General features: G+C 49.9%; 23 protein-coding genes. 14 read left to right on the top strand and 9 right to left on the bottom strand.

Annotated elements, in window-relative coordinates:
• Positions 1-7 precede the first annotated feature (7 nt).
• Positions 8-1,006 carry an ABC transporter ATP-binding protein gene (locus HMPREF9194_RS02990; protein WP_016524892.1) on the top strand — a complete coding sequence of 333 codons (999 nt, stop codon included), beginning with the start codon at positions 8-10 and terminating at the stop codon, positions 1,004-1,006.
• Positions 1,007-1,035: 29 nt separating this feature from the next.
• Here the strand turns inward: HMPREF9194_RS02990 and HMPREF9194_RS02985 are convergent, their stop codons facing one another.
• From HMPREF9194_RS02985 to HMPREF9194_RS02965, 5 genes are read right to left on the bottom strand one after another with little or no spacing between them, the layout of a single operon-like run.
• Complete coding sequence (locus tag HMPREF9194_RS02985; RefSeq protein WP_016524891.1) at positions 1,036-1,335, bottom strand: hypothetical protein; 300 nt, start codon at positions 1,333-1,335, stop codon at positions 1,036-1,038.
• Between the two features lie 57 nt (positions 1,336-1,392).
• Positions 1,393-2,184, bottom strand: a complete 792-nt coding sequence (locus HMPREF9194_RS02980) for a hypothetical protein (RefSeq protein WP_016524890.1) — start codon at positions 2,182-2,184, stop codon at positions 1,393-1,395.
• Positions 2,184-3,716, bottom strand: coding sequence for an Asp-tRNA(Asn)/Glu-tRNA(Gln) amidotransferase subunit GatB (gene gatB / locus HMPREF9194_RS02975; RefSeq protein ID WP_016524889.1), 1,533 nt, complete (start codon positions 3,714-3,716; stop codon positions 2,184-2,186). Before gatB ends, HMPREF9194_RS02980 begins: the two co-directional genes overlap by 1 nt.
• On the bottom strand, positions 3,713-5,206 hold the full coding sequence (gene gatA / locus HMPREF9194_RS02970; RefSeq protein WP_016524888.1) for an Asp-tRNA(Asn)/Glu-tRNA(Gln) amidotransferase subunit GatA: 1,494 nt from the start codon (positions 5,204-5,206) through the stop codon (positions 3,713-3,715). The genes gatB and gatA overlap by 4 nt, the downstream gene beginning before the upstream one ends.
• A 5-nt stretch (positions 5,207-5,211) precedes the next feature.
• Positions 5,212-5,526 carry an Asp-tRNA(Asn)/Glu-tRNA(Gln) amidotransferase subunit GatC gene (locus HMPREF9194_RS02965; protein ID WP_016524887.1) on the bottom strand — a complete coding sequence of 105 codons (315 nt, stop codon included), beginning with the start codon at positions 5,524-5,526 and terminating at the stop codon, positions 5,212-5,214.
• Positions 5,527-5,653: 127 nt separating this feature from the next.
• Between HMPREF9194_RS02965 and HMPREF9194_RS02960 the strand changes: the two genes are divergently transcribed.
• The 5 genes from HMPREF9194_RS02960 to argS all read left to right on the top strand — a co-directional run bounded on the left by HMPREF9194_RS02960 (position 5,654) and on the right by argS (position 11,797).
• Positions 5,654-6,793: an ABC transporter ATP-binding protein gene (locus HMPREF9194_RS02960; RefSeq protein WP_016524886.1), complete on the top strand. Its 1,140-nt coding sequence runs from the start codon at positions 5,654-5,656 to the stop codon at positions 6,791-6,793.
• Positions 6,790-7,740, top strand: coding sequence for an ABC transporter permease (locus HMPREF9194_RS02955; protein ID WP_016524885.1), 951 nt, complete (start codon positions 6,790-6,792; stop codon positions 7,738-7,740). The genes HMPREF9194_RS02960 and HMPREF9194_RS02955 overlap by 4 nt, the downstream gene beginning before the upstream one ends.
• Entirely contained in the window at positions 7,737-8,612 is an 876-nt protein-coding gene (locus tag HMPREF9194_RS02950) for an ABC transporter permease (protein ID WP_016524884.1), read from the top strand. Before HMPREF9194_RS02955 ends, HMPREF9194_RS02950 begins: the two co-directional genes overlap by 4 nt.
• Positions 8,613-8,632: 20 nt before the next feature.
• Positions 8,633-9,688 carry an extracellular solute-binding protein gene (locus tag HMPREF9194_RS02945; protein ID WP_016524883.1) on the top strand — a complete coding sequence of 352 codons (1,056 nt, stop codon included), beginning with the start codon at positions 8,633-8,635 and terminating at the stop codon, positions 9,686-9,688.
• Positions 9,689-9,949: 261 nt separating this feature from the next.
• The gene (gene argS / locus HMPREF9194_RS02940; RefSeq protein ID WP_016524882.1) at positions 9,950-11,797 is read left to right on the top strand and encodes an arginine--tRNA ligase; all 1,848 of its coding nucleotides are present in this window, start codon (positions 9,950-9,952) and stop codon (positions 11,795-11,797) included.
• 4 nt (positions 11,798-11,801) lie between these two features.
• Here argS and HMPREF9194_RS02935 read toward each other — a convergent pair whose 3' ends face one another.
• Entirely contained in the window at positions 11,802-12,722 is a 921-nt protein-coding gene (locus HMPREF9194_RS02935; protein WP_040846528.1) for a hypothetical protein, read from the bottom strand.
• Positions 12,723-12,830: 108 nt separating this feature from the next.
• Between HMPREF9194_RS02935 and HMPREF9194_RS02930 the strand changes: the two genes are divergently transcribed.
• On the top strand, positions 12,831-14,528 hold the full coding sequence (locus HMPREF9194_RS02930) for a formate--tetrahydrofolate ligase (protein ID WP_016524880.1): 1,698 nt from the start codon (positions 12,831-12,833) through the stop codon (positions 14,526-14,528).
• Between the two features lie 92 nt (positions 14,529-14,620).
• Here HMPREF9194_RS02930 and thrH read toward each other — a convergent pair whose 3' ends face one another.
• Together thrH and HMPREF9194_RS02920 are read right to left on the bottom strand one after the other, a co-directional pair.
• Positions 14,621-15,232: a bifunctional phosphoserine phosphatase/homoserine phosphotransferase ThrH gene (thrH, locus tag HMPREF9194_RS02925; protein ID WP_016524879.1), complete on the bottom strand. Its 612-nt coding sequence runs from the start codon at positions 15,230-15,232 to the stop codon at positions 14,621-14,623.
• Between the two features lie 55 nt (positions 15,233-15,287).
• A complete protein-coding gene (locus HMPREF9194_RS02920) occupies positions 15,288-17,426 on the bottom strand; it encodes a methyl-accepting chemotaxis protein (protein WP_016524878.1) in 2,139 nt (712 codons plus the stop codon).
• Between the two features lie 296 nt (positions 17,427-17,722).
• On the opposite strand from HMPREF9194_RS02920, the gene HMPREF9194_RS02915 reads away from it, so the two are divergent.
• From HMPREF9194_RS02915 to tsaD, 5 genes are all read left to right on the top strand, one after another.
• A complete protein-coding gene (locus HMPREF9194_RS02915) occupies positions 17,723-18,718 on the top strand; it encodes a hypothetical protein (RefSeq protein ID WP_016524877.1) in 996 nt (331 codons plus the stop codon).
• Positions 18,719-18,730: 12 nt separating this feature from the next.
• Positions 18,731-19,768, top strand: coding sequence for a KamA family radical SAM protein (locus tag HMPREF9194_RS02910; protein ID WP_016524876.1), 1,038 nt, complete (start codon positions 18,731-18,733; stop codon positions 19,766-19,768).
• Between the two features lie 176 nt (positions 19,769-19,944).
• The gene (locus tag HMPREF9194_RS02905) at positions 19,945-20,769 is read left to right on the top strand and encodes a sigma-70 family RNA polymerase sigma factor (protein ID WP_016524875.1); all 825 of its coding nucleotides are present in this window, start codon (positions 19,945-19,947) and stop codon (positions 20,767-20,769) included.
• 45 nt (positions 20,770-20,814) lie between these two features.
• Complete coding sequence (locus HMPREF9194_RS02900; protein WP_016524874.1) at positions 20,815-21,912, top strand: divergent polysaccharide deacetylase family protein; 1,098 nt, start codon at positions 20,815-20,817, stop codon at positions 21,910-21,912.
• 28 nt (positions 21,913-21,940) lie between these two features.
• Positions 21,941-22,960: a tRNA (adenosine(37)-N6)-threonylcarbamoyltransferase complex transferase subunit TsaD gene (gene tsaD, locus HMPREF9194_RS02895; protein WP_016524873.1), complete on the top strand. Its 1,020-nt coding sequence runs from the start codon at positions 21,941-21,943 to the stop codon at positions 22,958-22,960.
• A gap of 5 nt (positions 22,961-22,965) precedes the next feature.
• Here the strand turns inward: tsaD and HMPREF9194_RS02890 are convergent, their stop codons facing one another.
• Complete coding sequence (locus HMPREF9194_RS02890) at positions 22,966-23,808, bottom strand: L-ribulose-5-phosphate 3-epimerase (protein WP_016524872.1); 843 nt, start codon at positions 23,806-23,808, stop codon at positions 22,966-22,968.
• A 469-nt stretch (positions 23,809-24,277) separates the two neighbouring features.
• Here HMPREF9194_RS02890 and aroF point away from each other — a divergent pair, with 469 nt between their 5' ends.
• Both aroF and HMPREF9194_RS02880 read left to right on the top strand, forming a co-directional pair.
• The gene (gene aroF / locus HMPREF9194_RS02885) at positions 24,278-25,300 is read left to right on the top strand and encodes a 3-deoxy-7-phosphoheptulonate synthase (protein WP_016524871.1); all 1,023 of its coding nucleotides are present in this window, start codon (positions 24,278-24,280) and stop codon (positions 25,298-25,300) included.
• Positions 25,297-26,220: a prephenate dehydrogenase gene (locus HMPREF9194_RS02880; RefSeq protein WP_016524870.1), complete on the top strand. Its 924-nt coding sequence runs from the start codon at positions 25,297-25,299 to the stop codon at positions 26,218-26,220. Before aroF ends, HMPREF9194_RS02880 begins: the two co-directional genes overlap by 4 nt.
• Positions 26,221-26,222 lie beyond the last annotated feature (2 nt).

Here is a 26,222-nt window from a genome sequence, read left to right as displayed (position 1 = left end):
AACAGCGATGCAAAACCTGCTTGAAGTAAAAAATCTTAAAATGCATTTTCCGGCCGGAAGCGAAGGTTTATTCGGCAGAAAAAAGAATTATATATATGCGGTTGACGGAATAGACTTTAACTTAAAAAAAGGCGAAACGCTCGGCTTGGTCGGAGAGTCCGGCTGCGGAAAATCGACCGTTGCGCGCGCAGTTGCCCAACTGTATAAACCGACCGCGGGTTCCGTGCTTTTTAACGGCAAAGATCTTACAACGATGAACAAAAAAGAATTGCTGGAAGCGCGCAAAGATATACAGATGGTTTTTCAGGATCCGTACGCCTCTTTAAATCCGCGCATGACCACGGCTTCGATTATCGCCGAACCGTTGCGCATCTACAAACAGCGCGGCATTATCGACATTTCCGAAAACGAAATCGACCGGCGCGTCGAAACCCTTATGGAAATGGTCGGCCTTTCGAAGTTCTTTAAAAACCGTTATCCGCATGAGTTTTCCGGCGGACAAAGACAGCGCATCGGCATTGCCCGCTCTTTGGCTTTGCGTCCGAGCCTTATTTTAGCCGATGAGCCGGTTTCGGCTTTGGACGTATCGATTCAAGCGCAGATTTTGAACCTTTTTAAAGATGTGCAAAAAGAAATGGGCTTAACCTATTTGTTTATTGCCCACGACCTGGCTGTCATTCAGTATATTTCGGACCGGATTGCGGTTATGTATTTGGGAAAGATTGTAGAAATAAGCGACTACAAGGATTTGTACGCAAATCCGCTGCACCCGTACACAAAGGCTCTGCTTTCGGCCGCTCCCATTCCCGACCCCGAAATCGAGGCGAAACGCCACCGCATTATTTTAACCGGAGACGTCCCCGCCCCGGACAAACAGCGCCCCGGCTGCTATTTTTACGACCGCTGCCCCGCGCGCATGGAATGCTGCAAAAACGCTCAGCCGGCTTTAACGCAAAAAGGAGAGGCGGGAACCGACCATCAAGTCGCGTGTTTTTTGTACAAGTAGCTTGAGCGGCGGAGTTTTACAAACGCACACTAAAAGCGTTTTCGGATCAGTGCAAGGACAAAGGCAATCACGTAGCATAGCTGCGGGACGACGGCAAAAAACAGGGTAATAAGGTTTATGCCCGCGATTTCAAGCGAAGCGTTTTGAAACGCGGCAATGCCGAATACGCGCAGTACGTCGTACAAAATGCCGGCATAAGAGGTAACGGTGCCCGCTATAAGCGCCATCCACGCGCTCTCGCGCGTTTTCGACCACAGCATTATAGCTAAAAAAGCCGCTATTCCGCCCAGCACCAGTTTTATACACTGTAAAATCATTTCGGACTGCATACCTTCTCCTATAAAGAGTTTTTAAGGAAGCGTAAACTTCCGAAAAAACTTTTCAGCTCAATATTCAAATACCGCGCGTTTTAACTGCGAAAAATCGCCGAGCGATGCTCCGACAGGCACAATCGCCGGAAGCGCGCACAGGGGCGGCAGCAAAAGCGCGCAATCGAGGCAGTGCAAAAAAAACTCCCGATACCGGTTTTCGCCGACCTTCGGAACAAGATAGGCGCCGCGCCGCGTAAAATAACGAGCGAGTACCGAATCGAAGAGCGCAAAATCCTCTTCGCCGCGGAGCGGAAGTTCGTGCGCCAAATCGTACAAAGCGCGGGAAGCGGCATTGAGCAGCGCGGGAGAACACTCGTCGGAAGACGGCGGAAGCGTCCCGTTTTTATCTGTAAACAACACAGCATAGCCGCTGCCGCACAAAGCAAAGGGTATGCATACGGCAACGGCATCCGCTTCAATCAGCTCATCATCGCGGCCGCTCCAGGGTCGCCACACCGCGGCGGCAGCCCACGGACTTTCAAGTACGGCGCGAAAAAGCGATTCTTCGGAAGCAAACCAGCGCGCATGAGCAAAGCCCTTTAAAAGCGAAAGGGCGGCTTTTTCAAAGCGCGTTTCGTACATGTTCGGAAACGAACCCGTTTGGCCGCGATCGATTGTGTTTTTAAAAACTTTAAACGCCTTTGAGGCGGAACAACTGCGGCCCAAAATCGCCCGGCCGCCGTCCAAATACAAGTCGGTAATGCGCACGCCCTTTTGCGTATACAGATAGCAGCCGCGCGCGCGGCTTACCGTACCGTAACGTTTTACGAACTCTTCTTTATACCGATCGTACGCATCGTTTTGCATTAAAGTTTTTCCAATTCGGCTTTTAACAAAGCGGCCGCAGCTGCGGGAGTCGCCTTTCCGCCGGATTTTTTGATAATTTGCCCCATAAGCCAGCCGAACACGTTCGTTTTTCCGCCCTTGTAGTCGGCGACCGCTTGAGCGTTTTCTTTTATAACGTTGGCAACAAAGGCCGAAAGTTCGGCGCTGTCGGAAACGACTTCCATTCCCTTTTCTTTGATTATGTCGTCGGGCATTTTGCCGCTTTCAATCATGCACGAAAAAACTTCTTTCGCCTGCTTTCCCGTGATTTTTTTATCGGCAACCGCATTTACGAGCGAGGCGATATGCTTCGGCGTAATATTGATGTCGTCGATGCCGATTTCTTTTTCGTTCAGCACCGCAAGCAATTCGGCCAAAATCCAGTTTGCCGTTTTTTTTACGTCTTTGGAAAGCTGTGCCGCCTGTTCGAACCACAGCGCAAGGCTCCTTGTCGACGTGAGCGTTTCGGCGTCGAACGAAGAAAGTCCGTACTCTTTTTTAAACCGGGTACGCTTTGCTTCGGGAAGTTCGCCGACTTGACCCGCGGCTTGCGCGATAAATTCTTCCGACAGGCTGAACGGCTTTATGTCCGGCTCGACGACAAAGCGGTAATCCACAAAGGAATTTTTTGTGCGCTGAATGACCGTTTCGCCTTTAACGTCGTCCCAGCCCATTGTGTTTTTATAGCCGGCGTTAAATTCCTTCCGGTTCGTTTTAAATTCTTCAAGCTGTCGGCGCACTTCGTATGCGCAGGCGTCTTTTACCGAACGGAACGAATTGAGGTTTTTAATTTCGGAAATAGGCGTGTGGTATTCTTTGCCGTCTTCAAAAACGGTCAAATTGATATTCGCATCGCAGCGCATATTTCCTTCTTCCAAATTGCCGTTCGTAACACGCACATAGCGCAGGATTTCCTGAACCGTCTGCATAAACAGCGCCGCTTCTTCCGGAGAATTCATATCGGGCTTCGTAACGATTTCGATGAGCGGGGTGCCGGAGCGGTTGTAATCGATGTAGCTGTGCGCGCCTTCCAAGTGAAGACTTTTGCCGACGTCTTCTTCCAAGTGAATGCGTTCGATGCGCACGCGTTTATACGCGCCGTCTATATCGTTGTTTTCTCCCGAAAAAGTTTTGCCGTAGTAATCCTTGCCGCCCGGACGCGCATCTTCGCTCAAATGACGGTAGGGAATGTCGACGTAGCCGTTTGTACACAGGGGCATATCGTATTGGGTTATCTGATAGCCCTTGGTTAAGTCGGGATAAAAATAATGCTTGCGGTCGAATTTCGTAAAGTGTGCAATCGAGCAGTTGAGCGCGGTTCCCGCAATAACGCCCATTTGCACATAGCCCTTGCTCACGCGCGGCATGGCGCCGGGAAGTCCCAGACACACCGGGCACACGCGCGTATCGGGCATGCTGCCGTAACGGTTTTCGCACGCGCAAAAGGCCTTTGTTTTTGTTGTAAGCTGACAGTGTATTTCGCAGCCGATAACGACGCGGTAATCCAAGCTCATTTTGTACCTCCGTTGCCGCGTTCGTACCAGGCTTGAGCCATGGAAAGAAGACGTTTTTCACTGAACATGGGACCGGCAAACTGAACGCCGACGGGAAGCCCTTCGCTTGTAAAGCCCGCAGGCACATTTATCGATGCGGTGCGGCTCAAATTGACAAATACGGTAAACATATCGGACAAATACATTTCCATGGGATCTTCCGTTTTTTGCCCGAGCTTAAACGCGGCGGTCGGACAGGTCGGGCACAAAATACAGTCGTACGATTCGTACAGTTTTGCAATATCGCGCTGAATGCGGGCGCGAACGCTCATCGCCTTTTTGTAACAGGAGCCGGAAAACTGCTCGGAAAGCACGTAATTGCCGATGATAATGCGCCGCTTTACTTCGGCGCCGAAGCCTTCGCTCCGCGTTTGAATGTACAGTTCGTCGTAGCCTTCGCCGCTGTCTTTGCGGTTACCGTAGCGGATGCCGTCGAAGCGGCTTAAATTGCTCGCCGCTTCGCTGAGGGCGATAACGTAATATGAAGCAATCGATGCGTCCAAAACGGGAAGGTCCGCAAGCTCTATTGAAGCGCCGCGCTCGGTAAACCACGCCTTTGTTTTTTCGAATACCGACGCGACTTGCGGATCCAAGCCCTTCGCTTGGGCAAATTGACACGGAACGGCGATTTTAAGCGAAGCGATGCGCTCGTCGGTTAAGGCGCTGCACGACGGCGAGAGTTCGCTGCCGGAAGGAAGATCGCAGGACGTATCGTCGTACGGATCTTTACCCGCCATAACGGAAAGCGGAAGCGCAATGTCGGCGGGGCTCGTGCCGAACACGCCGACCTGATCGAGGGAACTGCCGAAGGCGACGACGCCCCAGCGGCTCAACAGGCCGTAAGACGGCTTTAAGCCGTATACGCCGCAATAAGACGCGGGAAGGCGCACCGAACCGCCCGTTTCGGTACCTAAAGCAAAGGGCACCAAACCTGCGGCCACCGCTGCGGCCGAACCGCCGGAAGAGCCGCCTGCAACATAGTCGCGGTTTATCGGGTTGCGCGTGGGCCCGTAGACCGAATATTCGGTCGAAGAGCCCATCGCAAACTCATCCTGATTGCAGCGCCCCAAAGGAATTGCGCCGGCGTCGGTTAAGCGTTTAATAACCGTCGCGCTGTACGGTGCGGTGTACCCCTGCAAAATGCGGCTTGCGCAGGTAAGCGGCTTGCCTTTTACCGAAATATTGTCTTTTACGCCGAACGGCACGCCCAAAAGCGGTTTTTTTGCCGAAAGAGCGTCCAGCGTTCCCGAAGAAACGGCGTTTTTGCGCTCGTCGTCGTATTTCTGCGCGATTTGCGCCGCATCAGGATATATGTCCAAAAAAGCGTTTAACGGAGAAGCGCTTTTTGCGTCTTCTTCAAAAGCGGCGGCGGCTTTTTCCGTTAAAGCGCGGCAGCTGATCGTATTGTTTTTAAAATCGCGCAGCGCCGATTCAATCGTGTACGGTTTCATAAGTCCTACGCTCCTTCGCCCAATACTTTGGGAACGCGGAAATAGCCGTCCATAAATTCGGTCGTCATCTTTTTTATGTCGGGGATGTCTATGCCGGGTACGGGAACATCTTCGCGCAGCGCATCGGCGCAGGTCGAAGGATACGCATCGTAGGGATTTTCGCTATCGTCGAATTCAGACAGAACGTCAAAATATTCGACAATGCGGTCTACTTGATTTTTTAAAGTTTTTAAATCAATAGACGAACCGGCCAAGCGCGACAGGTACAACAGGGCCTCCAGCACGCTTTCGTCGATAATCTTTTTTTCATCGTTTGCCATACCGCATAATACTCCATTACGCGCTTTTATTCAATGATTTTTCATATTTCCTATTGACAATACCCCGTATTTTTTGCATTGTACAAGTTGCTCCAAGCATAATGAAACGGGGGGAACAGGAAAAACATTGAAAGGTAGCACGGTATCCATCAACGGCGTGTCGAAACATTTCGGCAGCTTTCATGCTTTGAACAATGTGGATGTATCCATAAAAAAGGGCGAATTTTTTTCCCTGCTGGGACCTTCCGGCTGCGGTAAAACGACCCTGCTCAGAATTATCGCGGGTTTCGAATTTCCCGACGAAGGCTCGGTTTTATTTAACGATAAAAACGTCACGACCACGCCGCCGAACAAGCGCGGCTCGAACACCGTTTTTCAAAATTATGCGCTGTTTCCGCATTTGTCGGTGTACGACAACGTCGCCTTTCCGCTCAAATTAAAAAAGCTGAATAAATCGGTTATAGACGAACGCGTGTGCGAATACTTACGCATGGTGCAGCTCGACACGCACATGAACAAAAAACCGAACCAGCTTTCAGGCGGCCAGCGTCAGCGTGTCGCCATTGCCCGCGCGCTTATCAACGAGCCGGACATTTTGCTTTTGGACGAACCGCTGTCGGCGCTTGATGCAAAACTGCGCTCGAACCTTTTGATCGAACTCGACAAATTGCACGATAAAATCGGCATCACCTTCATCTATGTAACGCACGACCAATCCGAAGCGCTTTCCGTTTCGGACCGGATCGCCGTTATGAATCAGGGAAAGGTGCTGCAAGTGGGAACGCCGTTCGAAATCTACGAAAGCCCCGCAACCGAATTTACGGCACAGTTTATCGGCGAAACGAACATCTTTGCCGCACGCGTCGAAGAATGCAGGGACTGGCCGGTCGAACAGGGAAAAGATCCCGAATTTATGTGCACGCTCGACATTCCCGAATTGTCGTCGAATATTAAAGTAACCGACTACGAGCGCACCGAAGAAGGACAGCGCGTGTGCTTTACCGTGCGCCCCGAAAAAATCCGCATTTCGCTCGATCCCCCGCCGGAAAAACCGAACATCAACGTGTTTACCGGCATCGTCGAAGAACCGGTGTATTCGGGCTTTCAATCGAAATTCTACGTGCGGCTCGAAAACGGCACCATCATAAAAGTATTCAAACAGCATACCAATTATTTGGACGACGGGCCCGAAATCGAATGGAAAGATACCGTGTATATTTCGTGGAGCGCGAACGACGGCTATATCGTAGAGGACATTGAACAATGAACGGCCTTACGAACGCCAAAGGCGAAAAGCCCCTGCCGGCTCAAGCGCAAAACGATTTGCTCCTGCAAAAACGGAACAAGCTGGGTTTGCTGTACGCGTGGCCCATGGGCATATGGTTCACCGTTTTTTTTGTAGCGCCGCTTGTCATCATCACTCTGTACAGTTTTTTAAAAAAAGGCTTATACGGCGGCATCGTACACGAATTTTCGCTCGATGCGTACCGGCAGCTTTTAAACCCCGCATACGCGATCGTACTGATGCGGACGCTGTGGATATCGCTTCTTTCCACAGTCATAACCATCGCCGTCGCCCTGCCCTGCGGGTATGCAATGGCAAAAAGCCGCAGGCAAAACCTGCTTTTGCTGTTGGTTATCGTACCGTTTTGGACAAACTCGCTCATCCGCATTTTCGCGTGGATGTCCATTTTGGGCAGCGACGGACTTTTAAATACCATGCTTATGCAGCTTCATCTTACCGAAGATTCCGTGCAGTTTTTATACAACAAAAGCGCCGTCATCATCGTATCGGTATACATGTATTTGCCGTACGCGATTTTGCCCGTTTTTACTTCGATAGACAGGTTCGACTTTTCGCTTTTGGAAGCCGCCCGCGACTTGGGCGCAACGAAGGTCGGTTCGATGATCAGAATACTTTTGCCGAATATAAAAAGCGGTATTACGACGGCGGTTATCTTCACCTTTATCCCGATATTCGGTGCGTACACCGTTCCGCTTTTGGTCGGCGGCAAGGATTCGTATATGATAGGAAACCTCATCGTCGATCAGGTAAACAAAACGCGCAATTGGCCGCTTGCCGCCGCCTTTTCGATGATTATAACCGTTTTAAGCACCGCCGCCGTATTGTGGATGCTTGCATCGGTACGCAAGGATGCCGCGCTTAAAAACGGCGCAAAGACCGAAACCGCAGCAAAAAGAGGCGGCATATGATTGTGAATCCATTTAGAGCCTTGGTGAGCCGCTTAAATAAATCACGTCCTCGCTCGGAACCGGCGCGGCATGCACGGCGTGCGTTCCAAAAACGGAGCCGTTTTTCGTTTTCGCTTACCGTACTCGTGCTTACGCTCGTATTTTTGTTTTTACCGCTTTTTGTCATCGTCGTCTATTCATTCAATGCAAACAAAGGAAGCGATTTTACCGGCGTCTCTTTAGTGTGGTACAAAGCGCTGCTGTTCGATTCGAAAAACCTGTGGCGCTCGCTTTTCAACAGCCTGCTCATCGCCTTTTCGTCGGCAGCCGTTTCGACCGTGTTGGGCACACTTGCCGCCCTCGGTATCAGCTGGTACAAATTCAAAGGGAAAACATATATTCAAACCATCAGCTTTTTGCCTATGGTTTTGCCGGAAGTTATCATCGGCGTATCGACCGTGATTTTCTTTTCGGGCATAAAGCTGCCGCTCGGTTTATTTTCGATTTTTGCCGCGCACACAACCTTTTGCCTTCCCTTCGTTTTTTTGATGATTCTTGCGCGCATAGACGAGTTCGACTTTTCGATTGTGGAAGCGGCGTACGATTTGGGCGCAAACGAGCGGCAGGCGATGTTTAAAGTTATCGTTCCGGCCATCTTACCCGGAATTTCGTCGGGATTTTTAATGGCGGTAACCATGTCGCTGGAAGACTTCGTCATCACCTTTTTCGTGTCGGGACCGGGTTCCACCACGCTGCCGCTGTACGTTTATTCGATGATCCGCTTCGGCGTGTCTCCGGTTATCAATGCGCTTTCTTTCGTTATGATTTTGGGAACCGTACTGATTGCGTTTTTGATGCGGAAGTTTTTAAAGAATTTTGCGGCGGCAAAATAAATGGCACGAGGAGAAATCACATGAAAAAGCACGTCCCGTTTTTTGCAAGCGCGATTGCAATCGCCTGCACCTTTGCATCGCTCTTTTTTTCATCGTGCACCGCAAAGCGCGGCGGCAAAACGCTCTACCTTTTCGGCTGGACGTATTACATTCCCGATGCCGTCGTCAAACAATTTGAAGAAGAATTCGACGCGAACGTATGGATAGACAGCTACGCTTCCAACGAAGAAATGTTTGCAAAATTGCTCGCGGGCGCCGCATCCTATGATATCGTCTTTCCCTCGCAGGATTACGCATCGATTATGATAAAGCTCGGCATGCTCAAAAAAATCGATTTGACAAAGGTCCCGAACGCACAAAACATAAGTCCCGCGGTTTTGGAAAAAGCAGTCTACGATCCTGCGATGGAGTACTGCGTGCCCTATTACATGGGAGCGGCAGGCGTCGCGGTGAACAAAACAAAAGTCGAGCGCTACGAAAAAAGCTGGAACATCTTTGCCCGCACGGATTTAAAAGACCGCATGTGCATGATGGACGACATGAGAGAAGTTATCGGAGATGCGCTCGCCTTTGACGGAAAATCGGTCAACAGCTTAAACGACGCCGACCTCGCGCAGGCGGAACGCCTCATCATCGACAAATGGAAGCCGAACCTCGTCAAATTCGACGCGGAAGGCTTCGGAAAATCCTTTGCTTCAAACGACTTTTGGGTTGTACAAGGTTATGCCGAAGCCGTTTTCGGCGAAGTGCCGGAAGACAAGTGGCACACCGTCGACTTTTTTATTCCCGAAGAGGGCGGGCCCATGTACATAGATTCCATGTGCGTGTTAAAAGGCGCGCACAATTACGATTTGGCTTTGGAATTTATAAACTTTATTCACCGCCCCGAAATCTACGCGCAGTTTTTGGACTCCTTCCATTTTCCCGCCTCCGTAAACCCGAAGGCCGCGCAATTTACGACCACGACACCCTTTTACTCCGCCGATGAACTTACAAACTGCCAAATAAAAGAAGACTTGGCCGAAGGCTTGGCAAAATACAACGCCGTGTGGCAGCGCATCCGCTTTATAGAATAAAAGATAATTATTATGCTCTTTTATTCATGCAGGATGTGAACCGCTAGTGTGTTTAGCGTACTTCCCGCCGCGGATACCGGTTGCTTAGTCCCGGCAAGGATGCCGGAAACGCTTCAATTATGCGATGTTTAAAATTAAGTCATTACAGATAAAGACTTAATTTTAAACTCGGGGGCTGGCAAAAAAGTAACAGACTTTTGAGACAGCCCCGGTTTTCATAACTGTTGACAAAAATCCGATATCACTCTAAAGTAAGAACCTATGTTTAATTTTGCGCGTATATGCGGCACCGTTACGGCGGACGCTTTGAATAAGTTGGCGGAAAGCAAAAATCTTTCCGTATCGAAAATCGATGTTTCGTCTTTGCTTTTGGAAACACCGCCCGATCCTAAAATGGGCGATGTGGGTATTCCGCTTTTCGGTTTTGCCAAAACTTTTAAACAAGCGCCGGCGCAAATCGCAGCCGATGTTTTAAAAATCATCAATACGGACTTTGTAAAAGAAGCCGCGCAAGCCGGAACCTTTTCGGCGGTCGGGCCGTACATAAACGTACGCTTAAACAAAGCAGCCGTCGCCGCTTCCGTTTTGCGCACCGTACTTGAACAGGGTACATCCTACGGCGCTTTGAACGAAGACGGAAAACCGCAGCGTAAAGGCGAGCGCATCATGATCGAATTTTCGAGTCCGAACACGAATAAGCCGCTCCACTTGGGGCATTTGCGCAACGACGCAATCGGCGAAAGCGTAAGCCGCACCATGCGGTTTTTGGGCGCCGACGTTTTTAAAACCACGATCATCAACGACCGCGGCGTTCACATTTGCAAGTCCATGCTCGCCTACCAAAAGCTGCACAGTGCCGAAGCCCACGCACTTGCGGGGCACCCGGAACTTCCCGCCGACACGCCCGAAAGCGCAGGCGTAAAAAGCGACCGCTTTGTCGGCGACTGCTACGTCGAATACAACGATTATGCAAAATCACATCCGGAAGCCGAAAAAGAAGCGCAGGACATGCTCGTGCGCTGGGAAAACAACGATAAGAGCGTGCGCGAATTATGGAAGCTTATGAACGATTGGGCGATTGCCGGCATCAAGCAAACGTACGACCGCACCGGGATTTCGTTCGACAAAATGTTTTTTGAAAGCGATACCTATTTAAAAGGGCGCGAAGAAATTTTGCGCGGATTGGAAAAAGGGATTTTTTATAAAGACGCCGACGGCGCCGTGTGGGTAGACCTTGCCGAAATCAATTTGGACAAAAAAGTGCTACTGCGAAAAGACGGCACCACCGTCTATATAACGCAGGATATCGGGCTCGCGATAAACCGCCATGCAGAATGGCCCTTCGACAAACTCATTTATGTTGTCGCGACCGAACAGATTTATCATTTTAAAGTCCTGTTTTATATAATGAAAAAACTCGGCTACGATTGGCACTCAAAGCTGTACCATTTGGCTTACGGTATGGTCAATTTGCCCGAAGGCAAAATGAAAAGTCGCGAAGGGACGGTTGTGGACGCCGACGATCTTTTGAACAACCTGCGCGATGAGGCCTTACAGGAAATTACGGCGAAGGGGCGCGAAGAAGCGGTCGGCAATCCGCAAGATGTTGCCGAAAAAGTTGCGCTTGCCGCCGTCCACTATTTTTTGCTGCAAGTGTCCCCTTTTAAAGATATGATTTTTAACCCGAAAGAATCGCTGTCGTTTAACGGCAACACCGGCCCCTATTTGCAGTACATGGGCGCGCGCATGTGTTCCGTTTTGGCAAAGGCCGAAAAAGAAGGACTTACCGGCGCGCACCTGCGGTCGCAAGCCGAATTTGAAAAAGCATGCACGCTTTTACAAAGCGACGCCGAATGGGATTTAATAAAGCTTATCGGTTCTTTTCCGCGCGTTTTGCAAAAAGCGTCCGAGGCGCTCGATTCGGCATCGATCGCAGGCTATGCGTACGATACGGCAAAAGCTTTCGGAAAATTCTACCACGATTGTCCGATCGTAAATGCCGACAACGCCGACTGCGCCGCTGCGCGCTTAACGCTGACCTGTGCCGTTTTAACCGTGCTTAAAAACGCGCTTAATTTGATTTTGGTTCCCTTTCTTGAAGTTATGTAAAAACTCAAAAGTCGAGCGCCAAAGCGATATTTTTTGAGCGCGCATAGCTTTTAAGCCAGCGCTTAACCGGAACGGTCCAATCGTTTTCGTTTGCGCCTTCCAAAAGCAGGCGTTCAAACATAAAATGGAGGTGCGCACTCAGCTTTTTTTGGTCCCGGGCGGAAAGCGTTTCATCATCGGTAAACAGACTGTTGATAATATCGACTCCCGCGCTTATCGTAAATCGGTCTTTAAGGACATACAGCATCATATACATCGCCGCGGGAATGCAGTTTACACTGTGCTGTTTTACATACAGCACGCTTTCGATAATGCGCTGCGCGCCTTCGCGCAGTTCCTCCGTATAGGCTTGACGCTCCGCTTCGGTAAAGTCGTCTTTTTTAAAAACTTCCGCATAATACACGGATGCAAGAATAACGATGGAAACGTGCAGGCTCGGAACACACAGCAAATGCGGATCGAGGGCATGAATCATTCTGAACGCTTTATCCTCTTTATAATCGGGGCGCTCCGTCGTCGTCATACAAAAACGGTACACCCGTGCGGCATCCGAATACGCCTTTTCGATAAGGGAAAGATATTCGGTACAGTACGGCAGCGCTTTTTTTACGCCGAGCCGGCGGAACAAAAAAGTCATCGGCCGGATCCAAAAATTGGTAAAATTCAAATAGATTTGCACTTTGCCCGGCGTAAAGGGAATCAAATCGTCCAAAGGATGCGACACGTCCAAAACGGGAATGCTCCTGAAGCGCCACTTTACCGAAAACTGCAGCCAAAAAAAATCGCGCACAACGGTACGCAAAAAACGGAAAAGCACTTGTGCGCTTTTAAACCGGAACGGAATAATCACATACGGAAGAAACACGCCGTAAGAACCGATCGGCCGTATAGCCGGCTCTTTTTTCCGGGCAGAACTTTTTGTCATAACGGTTATTCTAACGGAAAGGGCAAGTCTGCACAAGTACGCTACCCGCACACCGGGAACGCACATGCAGACTTCCACAAAAACGCTTTATAATTTATACTTCGGTTTATGTTATCGGATATCGAAATCGCGCAGGCAAACATTCCGGCGCCCGTTGCCGAAATTGCCGCAAAAATCGGCTTAAGCGCTCAAGACTGCGAATTCTACGGGAACTATAAGGCGAAAATCGGCTTAGAGACGATGTACCGGCTTTTGTCCCGCCCGAAAGAAAAGCGCGGAAAACTGATTTTGGTGACGGCCATTACGCCGACAAGTGCGGGAGAAGGAAAATCAACCGTTTCGATCGGCCTTGCCGACGCGCTGCGTTTAATCGGAAAAAACGCCGTACTCGCGCTCAGAGAACCTTCTTTAGGCCCGTGCTTCGGCATAAAAGGCGGAGCGTGCGGCGGCGGACGGGCGCAAATCGTCCCGATGGAAGACATAAACCTTCACTTTACGGGCGACATACACGCCGTGTCTGCCGCAAACAATTTGATCGCCGCCCTCATCGATAATCACATTCAGCAGGGAAACGCTTTGCGTATCGAGCCGCGCAGTATATCATGGCGGCGGTGCCTCGATTTGAACGACCGCATGCTGCGCAGCGCCGTTATCGGTTTGGGCGGTACGGCAAACGGCGTTCCGCGTGAAGAACATTTCGATATTGCCGTCGCAAGCGAAATTATGGCGATTCTCTGCCTTTCAAAATCGATAGATGAATTAAAACAAAAAATCGGCGCCGTTTTTGTCGGTAAAACGGATACGGGCGAAGCGGTCTATTTGAAATCGCTCGGAATAAGCGGAGCGGCCGCCGCCCTTTTAAAAGATGCGATACGGCCGAATCTCGTTCAAACGCTCGAAAAAACGCCCGCCTTTGTTCACGGCGGCCCCTTTGCCAACATTGCGCACGGCTGCAACAGCATAAACGCGACGCTGTGCGCCCTCGCTTTAAGCGAATACACCGTAACCGAAGCCGGCTTTGCCGCCGATTTGGGCGCCGAAAAATTCATGGACATAAAATGCACGGCGGCAGACATCGCCCCCGACGCGGCGGTCGTCGTTGCAACGGTACGGGCGCTTAAAATGCACGGCGGGGTTCCCAAAGCAAAACTCGGCGAAAACAACATTCCCGCTCTTTTGCGCGGTTTTGAAAATCTGAAAGTACACGTCGAAAATGTACGCAAATTCGGCGTACCGGTCATCGTTGCGGTAAACCGTTTTGCCTCCGACACGCAGGAAGAACTCGACGCGCTTTGCGGCGCCTGCCGCAATCTTTCAGGAAACGGGGAATATAAAGTTGAAGCGGTCGTATGCGAAAGCTGGGAAAAGGGAGGACGCGGCAGCGAAAAACTTGCCGAAGCGGTTGTCGCTTTGTGCAAAACGGAAAAAAGCCGCTTTAAACCGCTTTACAAGCCGGAAGATTCGTTTATCGAAAAACTTGAAAATCTTGCGTTAAACATTTATCGCGCCGACAAGCTCGACATTGCGCCTGCGGCGCTGAAAAAAATGCGCGAATATACCGACATGGGCTTCGGAAACCTTCCGGTCTGCGTCGCCAAAACGCAAAACTCCATAAGCCACGACAAAAATCTCATCGGCGCGCCGGCGCACTACACCTTTCCGATTCGGGACGTGCAGCTTAAAAGCGGGGCGGGCTTTTTGGTTGCCTATGCCGGCGACATTATGAGCATGCCCGGCCTTCCCAAAATTCCGGCAGCCTGTTCGATAGACGTGGACAACGGCGGACATATATCGGGCCTTTTCTAGGAGCGCCCACGCGGGCGGCGGCCTGCCTTTTTTGAGCGCGGCGAAGCACACTGCGGCTCACCGCGGCACTTGCAACGAGAAAGCGCGTGTTTTCAATTTTCCGTTTCCAAAACCCGGGTGATTTCGTTCAGCAAATCGCCGTATTCGGTAAAAGCGGGAATAGCCGGATTTTCGGATACAATATGTTCGGGAGCGCGGAATAAAAAGCCTTTTTGACTTTGCTTTATCATCGCAAGGTCGTTAAAAGAATCGCCCGCAGCGATCGTATTAAAACCGATGGACTGCAAAGCGCATACCGCGTGATATTTTCCGTTTTGTTGGCGGAGCTTGTAACCGCTTATCATACCGTCCGGTCCGACAATCAGTTCGTTGCAAAAAATCGCGGGCATGCCGAGTTTTTTCATAAGCGGCAGCGAAAACTGCGTAAACGTGTCGGACAAAATAATCACTTGACAGCGTTCGCGCAGCGCATCGAGAAAATCTTTTGCGCCGGGCATCGGATCGATTTGAGCGATGACATCCTGAATCGCTTTTAAGCCGAGAGAATGTTCTTTTAAAATCCCCAACCGCTTTTTCATAAGCACGTCATAGTCGCTTATATCGCGCGTCGTAAGGCGGAGTTCACTTATGCCCGTTTTTTCGGCGAAGGCGATCCATATTTCGGGAACGAGTACCCCTTCCAAATCAAGACAGGTTACATACATACCGGCACTGTAGCACAAAAAACAGACGTTGTCAAAACGGTTTTATCCCCATTTTCTACACTTTAAACTTGTTTACTTCATGGGTTAAGTTGTCTATACTCATCTTGTTCTTTTGTGTAATCTCGTTTACTTCCTGCACGGCATTGTTGATTTGTACGGCGCCCGACGCCATCTCGTTCATGCTGTCGGTAATAAGCCGGGTAAGTTCATCCAGCTTGCGCATTTCTTCGGCAACCCCTTCACCGCCTTTGAGCATTTCTCCCGATCCGGACTGTACCTCCATCGTTACCGTATTGATGCTTTTAATTGCCGCAAGCACTTCTTTACCGCCGCTTTCCTGCTCGCGCATCGCTTCGGTGAGGCGGTCGCTCATCGATTTAACCTGCTCGGCCAAATTGAAAATAACGTTGAATTTTTCCTCCGCGGTTTTTGAAGAACCCGACAGCTCTTCAATTTCGCCGGACAGCGTTTTAAGCGTGTTTGTTATTTTTTTGCCCTGTTCCGCCGAATCTTCGGCAAGTTTTCGAATCTCGTCGGCAACAACGGCAAACCCCTTACCCGCCTCTCCTGCGTGAGCCGCTTCGATTGCGGCGTTCATCGCAAGCAAATTGGTTTGACTTGCGATATGCTGAATCACATTCGAGGCTTCCAAAAGGCTGCCCGCTTTTTCGGCAACCTTTTGCGTGACGGCATTGGCACCGACAACCGTACTTTTTCCGCCGGCGGTTGCGTCCGCAAGTGCTTTGATTGCCTCGTCGGTTTTTTCGAGTGTCTGTCCGATTGAACCGATGTTTGCAACCATCTGTTCGATAGCGGCCGAAGACTGCGTGACGCTTGTTGCCTGCGTTTCGATACTGCGGTTAAGCTGATTGATTGTGCGCACAATCTCTTCGACCGTTGCCGCCGTTTCGGTAACGCTTGCCGCCTGCGTCAATGCCTGCTTTTTTACCCCGTCGATATTCGCGCTTATTTCGTGCACGGCACTGGCCGTTTCGGTCATGTTACTGGCAAGCTCCGAGCCGATGTTGGTCATTTCGGCACTGCTTTCTCCTACACTTTTAATCGACGTACCGATCTTTTCGATTGTTTTATTGAAGTATTTTGACAGGTCGGTTATTTCGTCGTTACCGCGTACGGGCAAACGGACGGTCAAGTCGCCTTCGCCCTGAGCGATGTTTTTAAGGGCAAGAACGGTCGAGTCCAGTGCTTTTGTCATATACAATACAAATGTAAAAGCGATAATTAAAAAGATTATCAATAGTGTGAAGCCGATGATCAATATATATCGTAATATCCGATAGAATTCCGAAAAAACCTCATCTTCTTGCATCAGTGCTATCAGCTTCCAGTTTAAACTATCAATGGTATATAGTTCAGCAAACCATTTTTTATTATCCATTTTTACACTCATGCTTCCCGAGTTTGCCGTTGCAAATTCTGTAAAAGCGGGAACGTTTAGATCTTCCATTTTTTTGAAATTAAAAGAATCGTTTTTCGGATCGGCAAGTATGGTCCCGTCTCCCTGCACCAGCATAATATAACCCGTTTTACCTATTGCCAGCGATTTTAACATGTCGGTCAGCGTTCCCAACGACACCTCTATACTGACATTGCCGATATGTTCATTTTGAAAAGAAAAAACCCCCTGTGAAAGGCAGATGACCGTATCGCCCGCCGTAGATTGATAGGCTTCCGTAACAACCGGCTTTTTAGGAGTTCGGGAGGCAGCCTCATACCATGGTCGTTTTCTCGGATCATAACCGCCCGGAAGCGCCATATCACACGTTGACGTGTAGCCGCCCCACTTTGTTCCCATAAAAACACACATATAATACGGATAGCTTTTATGAATATTTTTGAATAAATTAAACACGGCTGCTTCCGTTGCGCTTTTTTCTATGGTATCGATATTGGATATTCCGGTCTTTGATATATATTCATTAAGAGAAGTATCAACGTTCCGTACGGCTGTATGGTTGGATAGCATACGCAACATATATTTTGTATTGTCGAAAAACGAATTGATATCATATTCTATTAATGAGATATCTTGCTGCATATTTTTATGAAATCGCTCCCGATCGGTTTTTCGAATTTGAAAACCGATAATGGTAATAATACAAAAAACAAGCGTTATAATGGAAACAACAAAAATTGAAATGAGTTTATAACGGATTGAAAACCTGTTCTTCATTGTGGTACTCCTATTGAATGCTTGTGAACGTTCGAACTTTTTTTCGGGGAGGAGATATCAAAGAATCTTTTGCAAACATATTGATGTTTCCTTCTACTACAGTTTATTGTACTTGTGCTATAAATAGCATACTTCTCTTAGCATACTTCTATATGGAAAATATTGCAAGTAAAATTCTCATCGTTTTTCCTTTATTCTTTTTTGTTCTTGTGGTATACTGGCGTGCGAGGAGGAATCCGATTGTGCCGCATGCGGCCCGATCGGCACTTCCCGAAGTTAATTTTACAGGAGTCTGTATGAAAAAGAAAGTGTTTGTATGCTGTGCCGTGCTTGCTTTGTTGGGCATGGTCTTTGCCGAAGACGCCGAGCCGAAAAGCCCGTGGGATTTTTCGGTTACGACCGATTTCGCCTATTATCCGAAAAGCGATGCCATCCCCTCGGCCGGGGGCGTGCATTTTGCGCCGTTAACCGGCGTATACAGCGGAGTGGAACTTCGCGCAACCGGAACTGCCGGTTACACAATTCCCGTTCCTTTCGGCGACAACCCGCTCGTAAGCGGAAACAAACTCAGATTGTACGGCCAGTTTGAATTAAGCCCGGTATCGATTGCGCCCGCCGTGGGAGTCAGTTTTTCGCCCATAGCTTTTTTAAGTTTTTCCGCCGGCAGTTCGATCGGTGCCGGATGGACGATTAAAGCCGGTCCGCTTAATCTGCAGGGTCTTGCAACATGGAATTCCGCAACAAAAACATACGACGACCTTGTCTTTAAGAGCGCGCGCTGGGAAGCTTGGTTTCAGGGCGCCTTTATGTTCGACCTTGCCGCAGTCAAGCCCGGCGATTGGAACCACGTTGTCACCTATGCATCCTATAAATTAACGTATCAGGGCATCACCTCCGGCGGCGAAAACGGCAACCCGTGGCTGTGGCAGCTCGGCGGCGAAAAAATAAACGGCTGGCAGTATTCGGCTAATTTTATTGTCGCCTATCAAATGCCGATGGTACTGCAAACGGTCGGCGTACAAACCGAACTGAGCGGCCAGCTGAACGGCAAAAAAGATTTTGCACCTCAATATCATTTAATGAACCCGGATTTTATGGGCATATCCGTAAGTCCGCTTATGGTATTTGAATTTTCAAAAAAAGACGCTTTGACCGTGCAATTTAAATTCGGAAGCCGCCGCAGCTATACCGAAAAAGCCTCCGCTTCAAAAGGCGTGTTGACCGGCTTGAAGCAAAGCGGCCGCGAATGGTATTTTAACCGCGTTGCCCTCAGTTATAAACACAGCTTTTAATTTTCCTTTTTAATGACCGAACAAATCAGTCATCACTGGCGCTCCGTAACGGAGCGCCTTACAGCCGCACAAGGGGTTTGGGCACGGCACGCTTTGAGCGCGCTGACAAAACAGCTTGCAGCATCACCCGATGAACAGACGGTGTTGCCGTATGAAAACGCCGACCCTTTGGGCGCCTCCTTATATATGCCCGCCGCTTCCGGCGGCAAAAACGCCGGCACAAGCAACGAACGCCTCATTCACCAATACAAAAACCGCTGCCTTTTTTTGTCAACGGGAAAATGCTTTTGCCGCTGCCGCTACTGCTTCCGAAGAGAAAGTTCCGTTTTGGACTATTCTTTCGCATCCGCACAGGACATCGGCTTTTTGTGCGATTATATTGGCGCGCATGACGAAGTTCGGGAACTGCTTGTTTCCGGCGGCGACCCGCTTACGGGAACGGACAGGCAGCTTGAAACGCTGTTTTCGGCGGTGCGCTCCGCACGAAAAGATGTTCTGATACGCGTATGTACCCGCGCGCCCGTTTTTGCACCCGAACGCTTTACGCCGCATTTAAAAGCGCTGCTTAAAAGTTTTAAACCGCTGTGGATTATTCCGCATATCAATCACAGCGCGGAATTTTCGCCGCGTTTTTCCCCCGAATCGTACCGCGTGCTCAACGACCTTATAGACTGCGGCCTTCCGATGCAAAGCCAAACCGTTTTGCTTCGCGGCGTAAACGACAACATCGAAGCGCTTGTATCGCTGTTCCAAGGTTTGGCCGAAATCGGCATAAAACCGGGCTATCTTTTTCAAGGCGATTTGGCGCCGGGCACTTCGCATTTCCGCGTTCCGATCGACGAAGGCATCAAACTGTACGAAAGACTGCGCTGCGAATTATCCGGTTTGTCGCTTCCCGTGTATGCCGTCGATATTCCCGGCGGAGGCGGAAAATTCAACTTGCTCAATCTTGATCCGGCTGCAGCCGGCGTACGCGCCGAAAAAACCGAAGACGCGTATGTTTTTACAACCGAACGGGGCGCTTCATACGCCTATCCGAGAGAAACGTAAAAGCGTATACAAAAATAGACAGTTATACCGTATACTTTTATATACACCTGCGTCAAACTTCACAAGCCCTGTTCCGTAATTCAATATATTATAATAAATAAAACCTCGTTATTTTTTTAACTGCGTTTGGCACGATTCCTGCATATAATATCTCGGAGATAAAACGGAGAGGTTGTATGGATCGGTATGTCTATGAATCATACATAAAACGGATACGCAAATTCCCGCTGCTTTCGGCCGAGCGGGAAAAAGAATTGGCGCACAACATAAAAAACGGCGACTTGCGCTCGCGGCAAGAATTGATCAATGCCAATTTGCGGTTGGTTGTTTCGATCGCGTTTAAGTACGCCGTGCCGACGATCCCCGCAATGGACATTATACAGGAAGGCAACTTGGGGCTCATGGCTGCCGCCGAAAAATTCGATCCGGCTTTTAATACGCGTTTTTCAACCTATGCATACATATGGATAGTGCAATATATAAACAGATATATCCGTTTAAAAGACACGGCGATTCCGCTTCCCGCGATGAAAGAAGAACTGGTACGCGCGGTTACGAGCGCATCGGAGGAATTGCGCCGCCATTTCCGCAGAGAACCGACGGTACGGGAGCTTGCCGTTTTTTTAAATATCAAAGAATCCGACGTGCAAAAAGCCCTGCGTTATAAATACGCGTTTGTAAGCTTGGAGGAAAAAGTCAATTCGTCGAGCGACACAACCTTTTCCGATTTTCTGACCGATTCGGCCGCATCGCCCGAAATGACGGTTTTGGACGGAATTGCCCGGCAGGAATGCGAAAACTTAATTCGGCAACTGCCCGAACGCGAATGTTTTGTATTGCTGAATAAATACAGAGCCAACATGAATCGGGAAAAAGTTACCTTACACCAATTGGGCCGCAAACTCGGCCTTTCGACCGAAGCCGTGCGGCAAATTGAACTGCGCGGTCGCGCAAAAATGCGCCTCGTTTTGAGTGACTGCGAAGTCCTTCAAAACGCATAGGGCCGATTGACAGCGGTTTTATAAAAGGTTAGTATAAAGCGCTGTATGAAAAAAAAATCTCCGCAGGTAAAAGTTCCCCTTAAAAAAATCGTATTTTTTTCGCTTATCGTTGCACTGGCAGGATTCGCCCTGCTTTTTTTCAGCATTGCCTTCGGCGGAAAAACGCCGAAGACGCCGGCTCCTCCCGCTCCGGCCGAAAAACCTTCGGAAAGTATTCCGCCGGACAGCGTTCCCCAAAAGCCGCAGCCTTCAAAGCCGGCTCCTGCCGAACCCGCGCCCGCAGAGCCGGGCCCCCAAAAACCTCAGCCTTCCGAGCCTGCGCCGGTAAAACCTTCACCCGGCGAACAAAAGCCCGCGGCGCCTTCGAAGCCGGCACCCGAGCGACCGAAACCGCATCCCGCACAACCGCAGCCTTCCGAACCCGCCCCGCAAAAGCCGGTTCCCGCCGCTCCTCAAGTGCCCTCGCCTGCTAAAAAAAGCGGCAAATTGATATTTATTTTCGATGATGCGGGAAACAGCTTAAAGCAAATCAATCCCTTTATAAGCCTCCCCTTCCCTATAACGATTGCCGTTCTGCCCGGCCTTGCCGATTCGAAAGCGACTGCGGACAGCATTCGGAAAGCCGGCAAAGAGGTTTTTTTACATCAGCCGATGCAGGCGGTCAATCGAGCCATAAATCCCGGCCCCGGTTCGATCCAGCCGGAGATGAGTACGGGAGAAGCGGCACGCATTGTGCATGCAAATATTGCCCAAATCGGCCCCATTGCGGGAATGAACAATCACGAAGGCTCGCTGATTACCGCCGACCGCAATTTGATCGGCGCCGTGCTCGACGTATGCTTGGACGAAAAAATTATTTTTTTGGATTCCCGCACCAGTTCTCAAACGCAGGCACCGCTTGCCGCCATGGAAAGGGGCATGCACATATGGGAACGCGATATTTTTTTGGACAACAATCCCGACCCGAACGAAATGCGGACTATGATCAACAAAGGCTTGGCGATTGCGGATAAAAAAGGCTATGCGATTATGATCGGGCACGTGCAAACGCCCGCCCTTGCAAAACTGCTGCGCGAAATGTATGCCGATTTGAAAACGCAAGGCTATGTATTTACGACGCTGAGCCGCATGGAAAAACGGTAAAACGGCTTCTTAATAAAACGGAGTTCATATGAAAGTTTTGGGAATAGAATCTTCATGCGACGAAACCGCGGCTGCGGTTGTGGAAGACGGCCGCACGATTTTAAGCAATGTCGTTGCAACGCAAATTCCCTTCCACGAAATGTACAGCGGCGTCGTACCGGAAATCGCGAGCCGTAAACATGCCGAATGGATTTTGCCGGTAGTACGCCGCGCGTTGGACGAAGCGGGCATGAGCGTAAACGATGTGGACGCCGTTGCCGCAACGAACCGCCCCGGTCTTATGGGCTCGCTGCTTGTCGGACTGACCTTCGCCAAAACCTTTGCATGGTCGCTCGGTAAACCCTTTATCGCCGTCAATCACATGCTCGGCCATTTATACGCCGCCCACCTTGAACAGGACATAGACTATCCCTACCTCGGCTTACTCGTTTCCGGCGGGCACAGCATTATATGCAAGGTGTCCGACTTCGACGATATAGAAGTTTTGGGAACGACCATAGACGATGCCGCCGGAGAAGCGTTCGACAAGGTTGCCAAATTTTACGGCTTCGGGTATCCGGGCGGCGTGATTATAGATAAGCTGGCAAAAAACGGGAATCCCGACGCGGCGCACTTTCCCATGCCGCGGCTCGACAAAGGCGAACACCGCTACGACGTATCGTATTCAGGCTTAAAAACGGCCGTTATAAATCAAATAGATTCGTTTTGGAATACCGCTTGCGAAAAAACGCCCGAAAACATAGCCGCTTCTTTTCAGGAAACGGCCGTAAAGATTTTGCTGAGCCGTCTTTTTAAAGCGGTTGAAGATACGGGCTTAAAAACGGTAGTCGCCGGCGGCGGTGTTGCCGCCAATTCGCGCCTGCGCGGCATGCTTGCCGAACGAAGCGACATACGCTGTATTTTCCCTTCGCTAAAATTGTGTACCGACAACGGCGCGATGATTGCCGGCGTCGGTTATAGGTATTTACAGCGCGGCGACACAAGCCCGTGGAACACGACAGCCGGCGCCCGTGTAAGCGGTTTTAAAAGAAGCGGCCTTGCGAGATAGGCGGTTTATTCTCTTCCGGCAAAAATCGGAGCAAAAAATGCGCGGGCTTTTTTTACATCGTCGAGCCAATCGGGGCTTCCCAAATGCCAAAATTCGGTAACGTAGCGGCGCACGCCCATCGACCATGCCGTATCGACCGCCTTTGCAAAATCGACGCGCCCCGTCCCGAACATCATGTTGCGGTATTTTCCCGGTTCCGTTTCCTTTAAGTGCAGGGCGGAAATATGCCCCGCGCACTTTTTCAAATCCTCAAACACATCGTGTCCGTATAAAAGAGCGGCGTTGTTCAAATTACCGATATCGGGATACACATTCAAATAGCAGGAGCCGATTTTGCGCACATAGTGCATGGCTTTTTCGGCGGTATCCATAAACGGATTTTCCATCGTTTCGAAACCCAGAATGACTCCCGCCTTTTCCGCCATATGAACGCTTTTTACGAGATTTTCAAAAAAGCGCCGGCGTGTCGCCTCGGTGCTTTCTTCGTAGTACACGTCGTAACCTGCAAGCTGAATTTGGCGGATTCCCAGCTCGCACGAAAAGTCTATGGCCTTTTGCATAATATCCAAACTTTTTCGTTCGGTCGTAGAATCCGCACTGCCCAAGGGATATTTGCGGTGAGCCGACAGACACAGAGAACGAATCGGTGTACCCGTTACGGCGGCCGCGTTATTCAAATAATTCAATTCGGCGCGGCTTGCATTAAGACGCGCAAGTTTTTCATCCGTTTCATCTATGCTGATTTGCATAAAATCGAAACCGCACTCGCCGGCGGTTCTAAGTTTTTGTTCCATCGTAAGAAAAGCCGGCAAAGCTTTTTCGTACAAACCCAATTCGTATGCTTTCATAATAAAAATTATAAACCATAATAAAAATTAGTCAATCGAGGGCACGGGCTTTACAAATTTTTTGTGCCGCCGAGCGGGGAAAGTCTTGACAAAGATCTTTGTTTTTCGCTACAGTAAATGCATGAAACACGATTTTTGTGCATGCGGAGCCTTGTCCGCCTCATACTATTATTACTATTATTTTCCTCTGCATGCGGAAGAGTCCCGCCGGCGTAAAAGCCTGCGTACGTGTTTTACTGAAAGCAAGTAAACAGAGGGAACTCTTCGGAGTTCCCTTTTTTATTTTAAAGTTTTTATAGGAGTATGAGATAAAAAGCGCCGTCTGAAATATTGCCGTCGCTTTTTATCTCGAGTTTGCGTTGCAAACTCGATTATTTATTGCGCTTTCTCAACTAACGTTTGCGAAAGCGCGGCTAAAAACTTTTTCGGAAGTTGCAACTTCCTGCAAAAGTTTTTATAGGAGTGTGTGATGATCGTTATTTTGAAAAAAGGTACGACGGATGCCGAGATGCAGGATTTTATCCGGCAATGGGAACAAAGGGGTTACGGCGTGCATATTTCGCGCGGTGAAGAAACGACGATCTTGGGGCTTGTCGGCGATACGACAAAGCTCAATATGGAAAGCTTCATTGCGAATCCGATCGTCGAAGACGTAAAGCGCGTTACGGCTCCGTACAAAATGGCGGGGCGTGCCTTCCATCCGGACAATACGGTAATCGCCGTCGGCACGGGAGGAGATGCGGTAAGTTTCGGCGGCGATACGGTTCCGGTGATCGCAGGTCCCTGCTCCGTCGAAAGCGAAGAGCAGGTTGTCGCGATTGCAAAAGAAGTCAAAAAGGCGGGTGCAAAATTGCTGAGAGGCGGAGCCTTCAAACCGCGAACCTCGCCCTATGCGTTTCAAGGACTCGGCGCGCAAGGGCTTGAATTTCTAAAATCGGCAAAAAAAGAAACGGGGCTGCCGATTGTAACCGAATTGATGGACGTGCGCCAGCTGCAGTATTTTGCCGATGTCGACATCATTCAAATCGGTGCGCGCAATATGCAAAACTTCGATTTATTAAAAGAGATGGGCAAGGCAGGAAAACCGATTTTATTAAAACGCGGCATGGCGGCGACGGTCAAAGAATTGCTCATGTCCGCCGAATACATTATGGCAAGCGGCAACGAAAACGTCATACTGTGCGAGCGCGGCGTACGCACTTTCGATTCCTATACGCGCAACTGTCTTGACGTGAGCGTCGTTCCGTATTTACACAAAGTGAGCCATCTTCCCGTGATCATCGATCCGAGCCATGCGTGCGGCATGAGCTGGATGGTACCGACGCTTGCAAAGGCGGCGGTCGCAGCGGGTGCGGACGGTCTTATCATCGAAGTGCATAACGATCCGAGCCGCGCGCTCTGCGACGGAGAGCAAAGTTTGCATCCGGACGAATTCGCTTCGCTGATGGAAACGCTCAAAAAATATGCGCAGGCGGAAGGACGCACAATATGAAAACCTTCGGATTTATCGGGCTGGGGCTTATGGGAGGCTCTTTGGCAAAGGCCGTACGCCGTTTTTCCCGTACCGCCGCAGACAACAAAGCGGCCTCTTGCGAGGCACCGCTTTGCGAAACGGTTCCGACGGCCGTCCGCGCAAATCGGATTTTTGCCTGCGACGCCAACGAAGATGTGCTTAATAAAGCGCTCGCGGAAAAAGTTATCGACAAAGCTTTTACGCCGCCCGGCGCCGACGAAATGCTTTCGGCCTGCGACATCGTTTTTATATGCCTGTATCCGGTCGCCGCGGCGGATTTTTTAATCCGGCATGAAAACGCATTTAAAAGCGGCGCCGTCGTTACCGACATCAGCGGCGTTAAAAAAGAGGCGGCAAAACGTTTTTTCGGCTTTACGCGTAAAGACATTTTTTTCGTTTCGGGCCACCCGATGGCCGGAAGCGAAAAAGAAGGCTACGAGCATTCTTCCGCCGATATTTGCCTCGGGCGCAATTACATACTCATAGAAAACGCCGCGACGGACGCATCAAGCATCGCTTTGCTTTCGGACATTATAAGGGCGATGGGCTTTAAACGCATAATCCGCACCGATGAGGAAACTCACGATCGAAAAATCGCATTCACTTCGCAGCTGTGCCACGTTATCGCCTCGGCCTTGGTCGACAGCGCCGAGGATTCGGCCATAACGGCCTTCGGCGGCGGAAGCTACGAAGATTTAACGCGGATTGCGATGATAAACGCTCCCTTGTGGACGCAGCTTTTTTTCGAAAACCGTGAAAATCTTTTGGCGCACATCGGCCGCTTCGAGCGGTCTTTGGAAAACATACGTGCGCTTCTCGAAGGCGGTAAAACCGAGGAACTGTGTGCCGTCTTGGAAACCGTGCGGGAAAAGCGTATTGCAATGAATGCATTAAAATAGTA

The sequence above is a fragment of the Treponema maltophilum ATCC 51939 genome, from assembly GCF_000413055.1.
Lineage (GTDB): Bacteria > Spirochaetota > Spirochaetia > Treponematales > Treponemataceae > Treponema_C > Treponema_C maltophilum.
The sequence above is the reverse complement of the archived record's forward strand: the minus strand, read 5'-3'. Positions and strand labels throughout refer to the sequence as shown.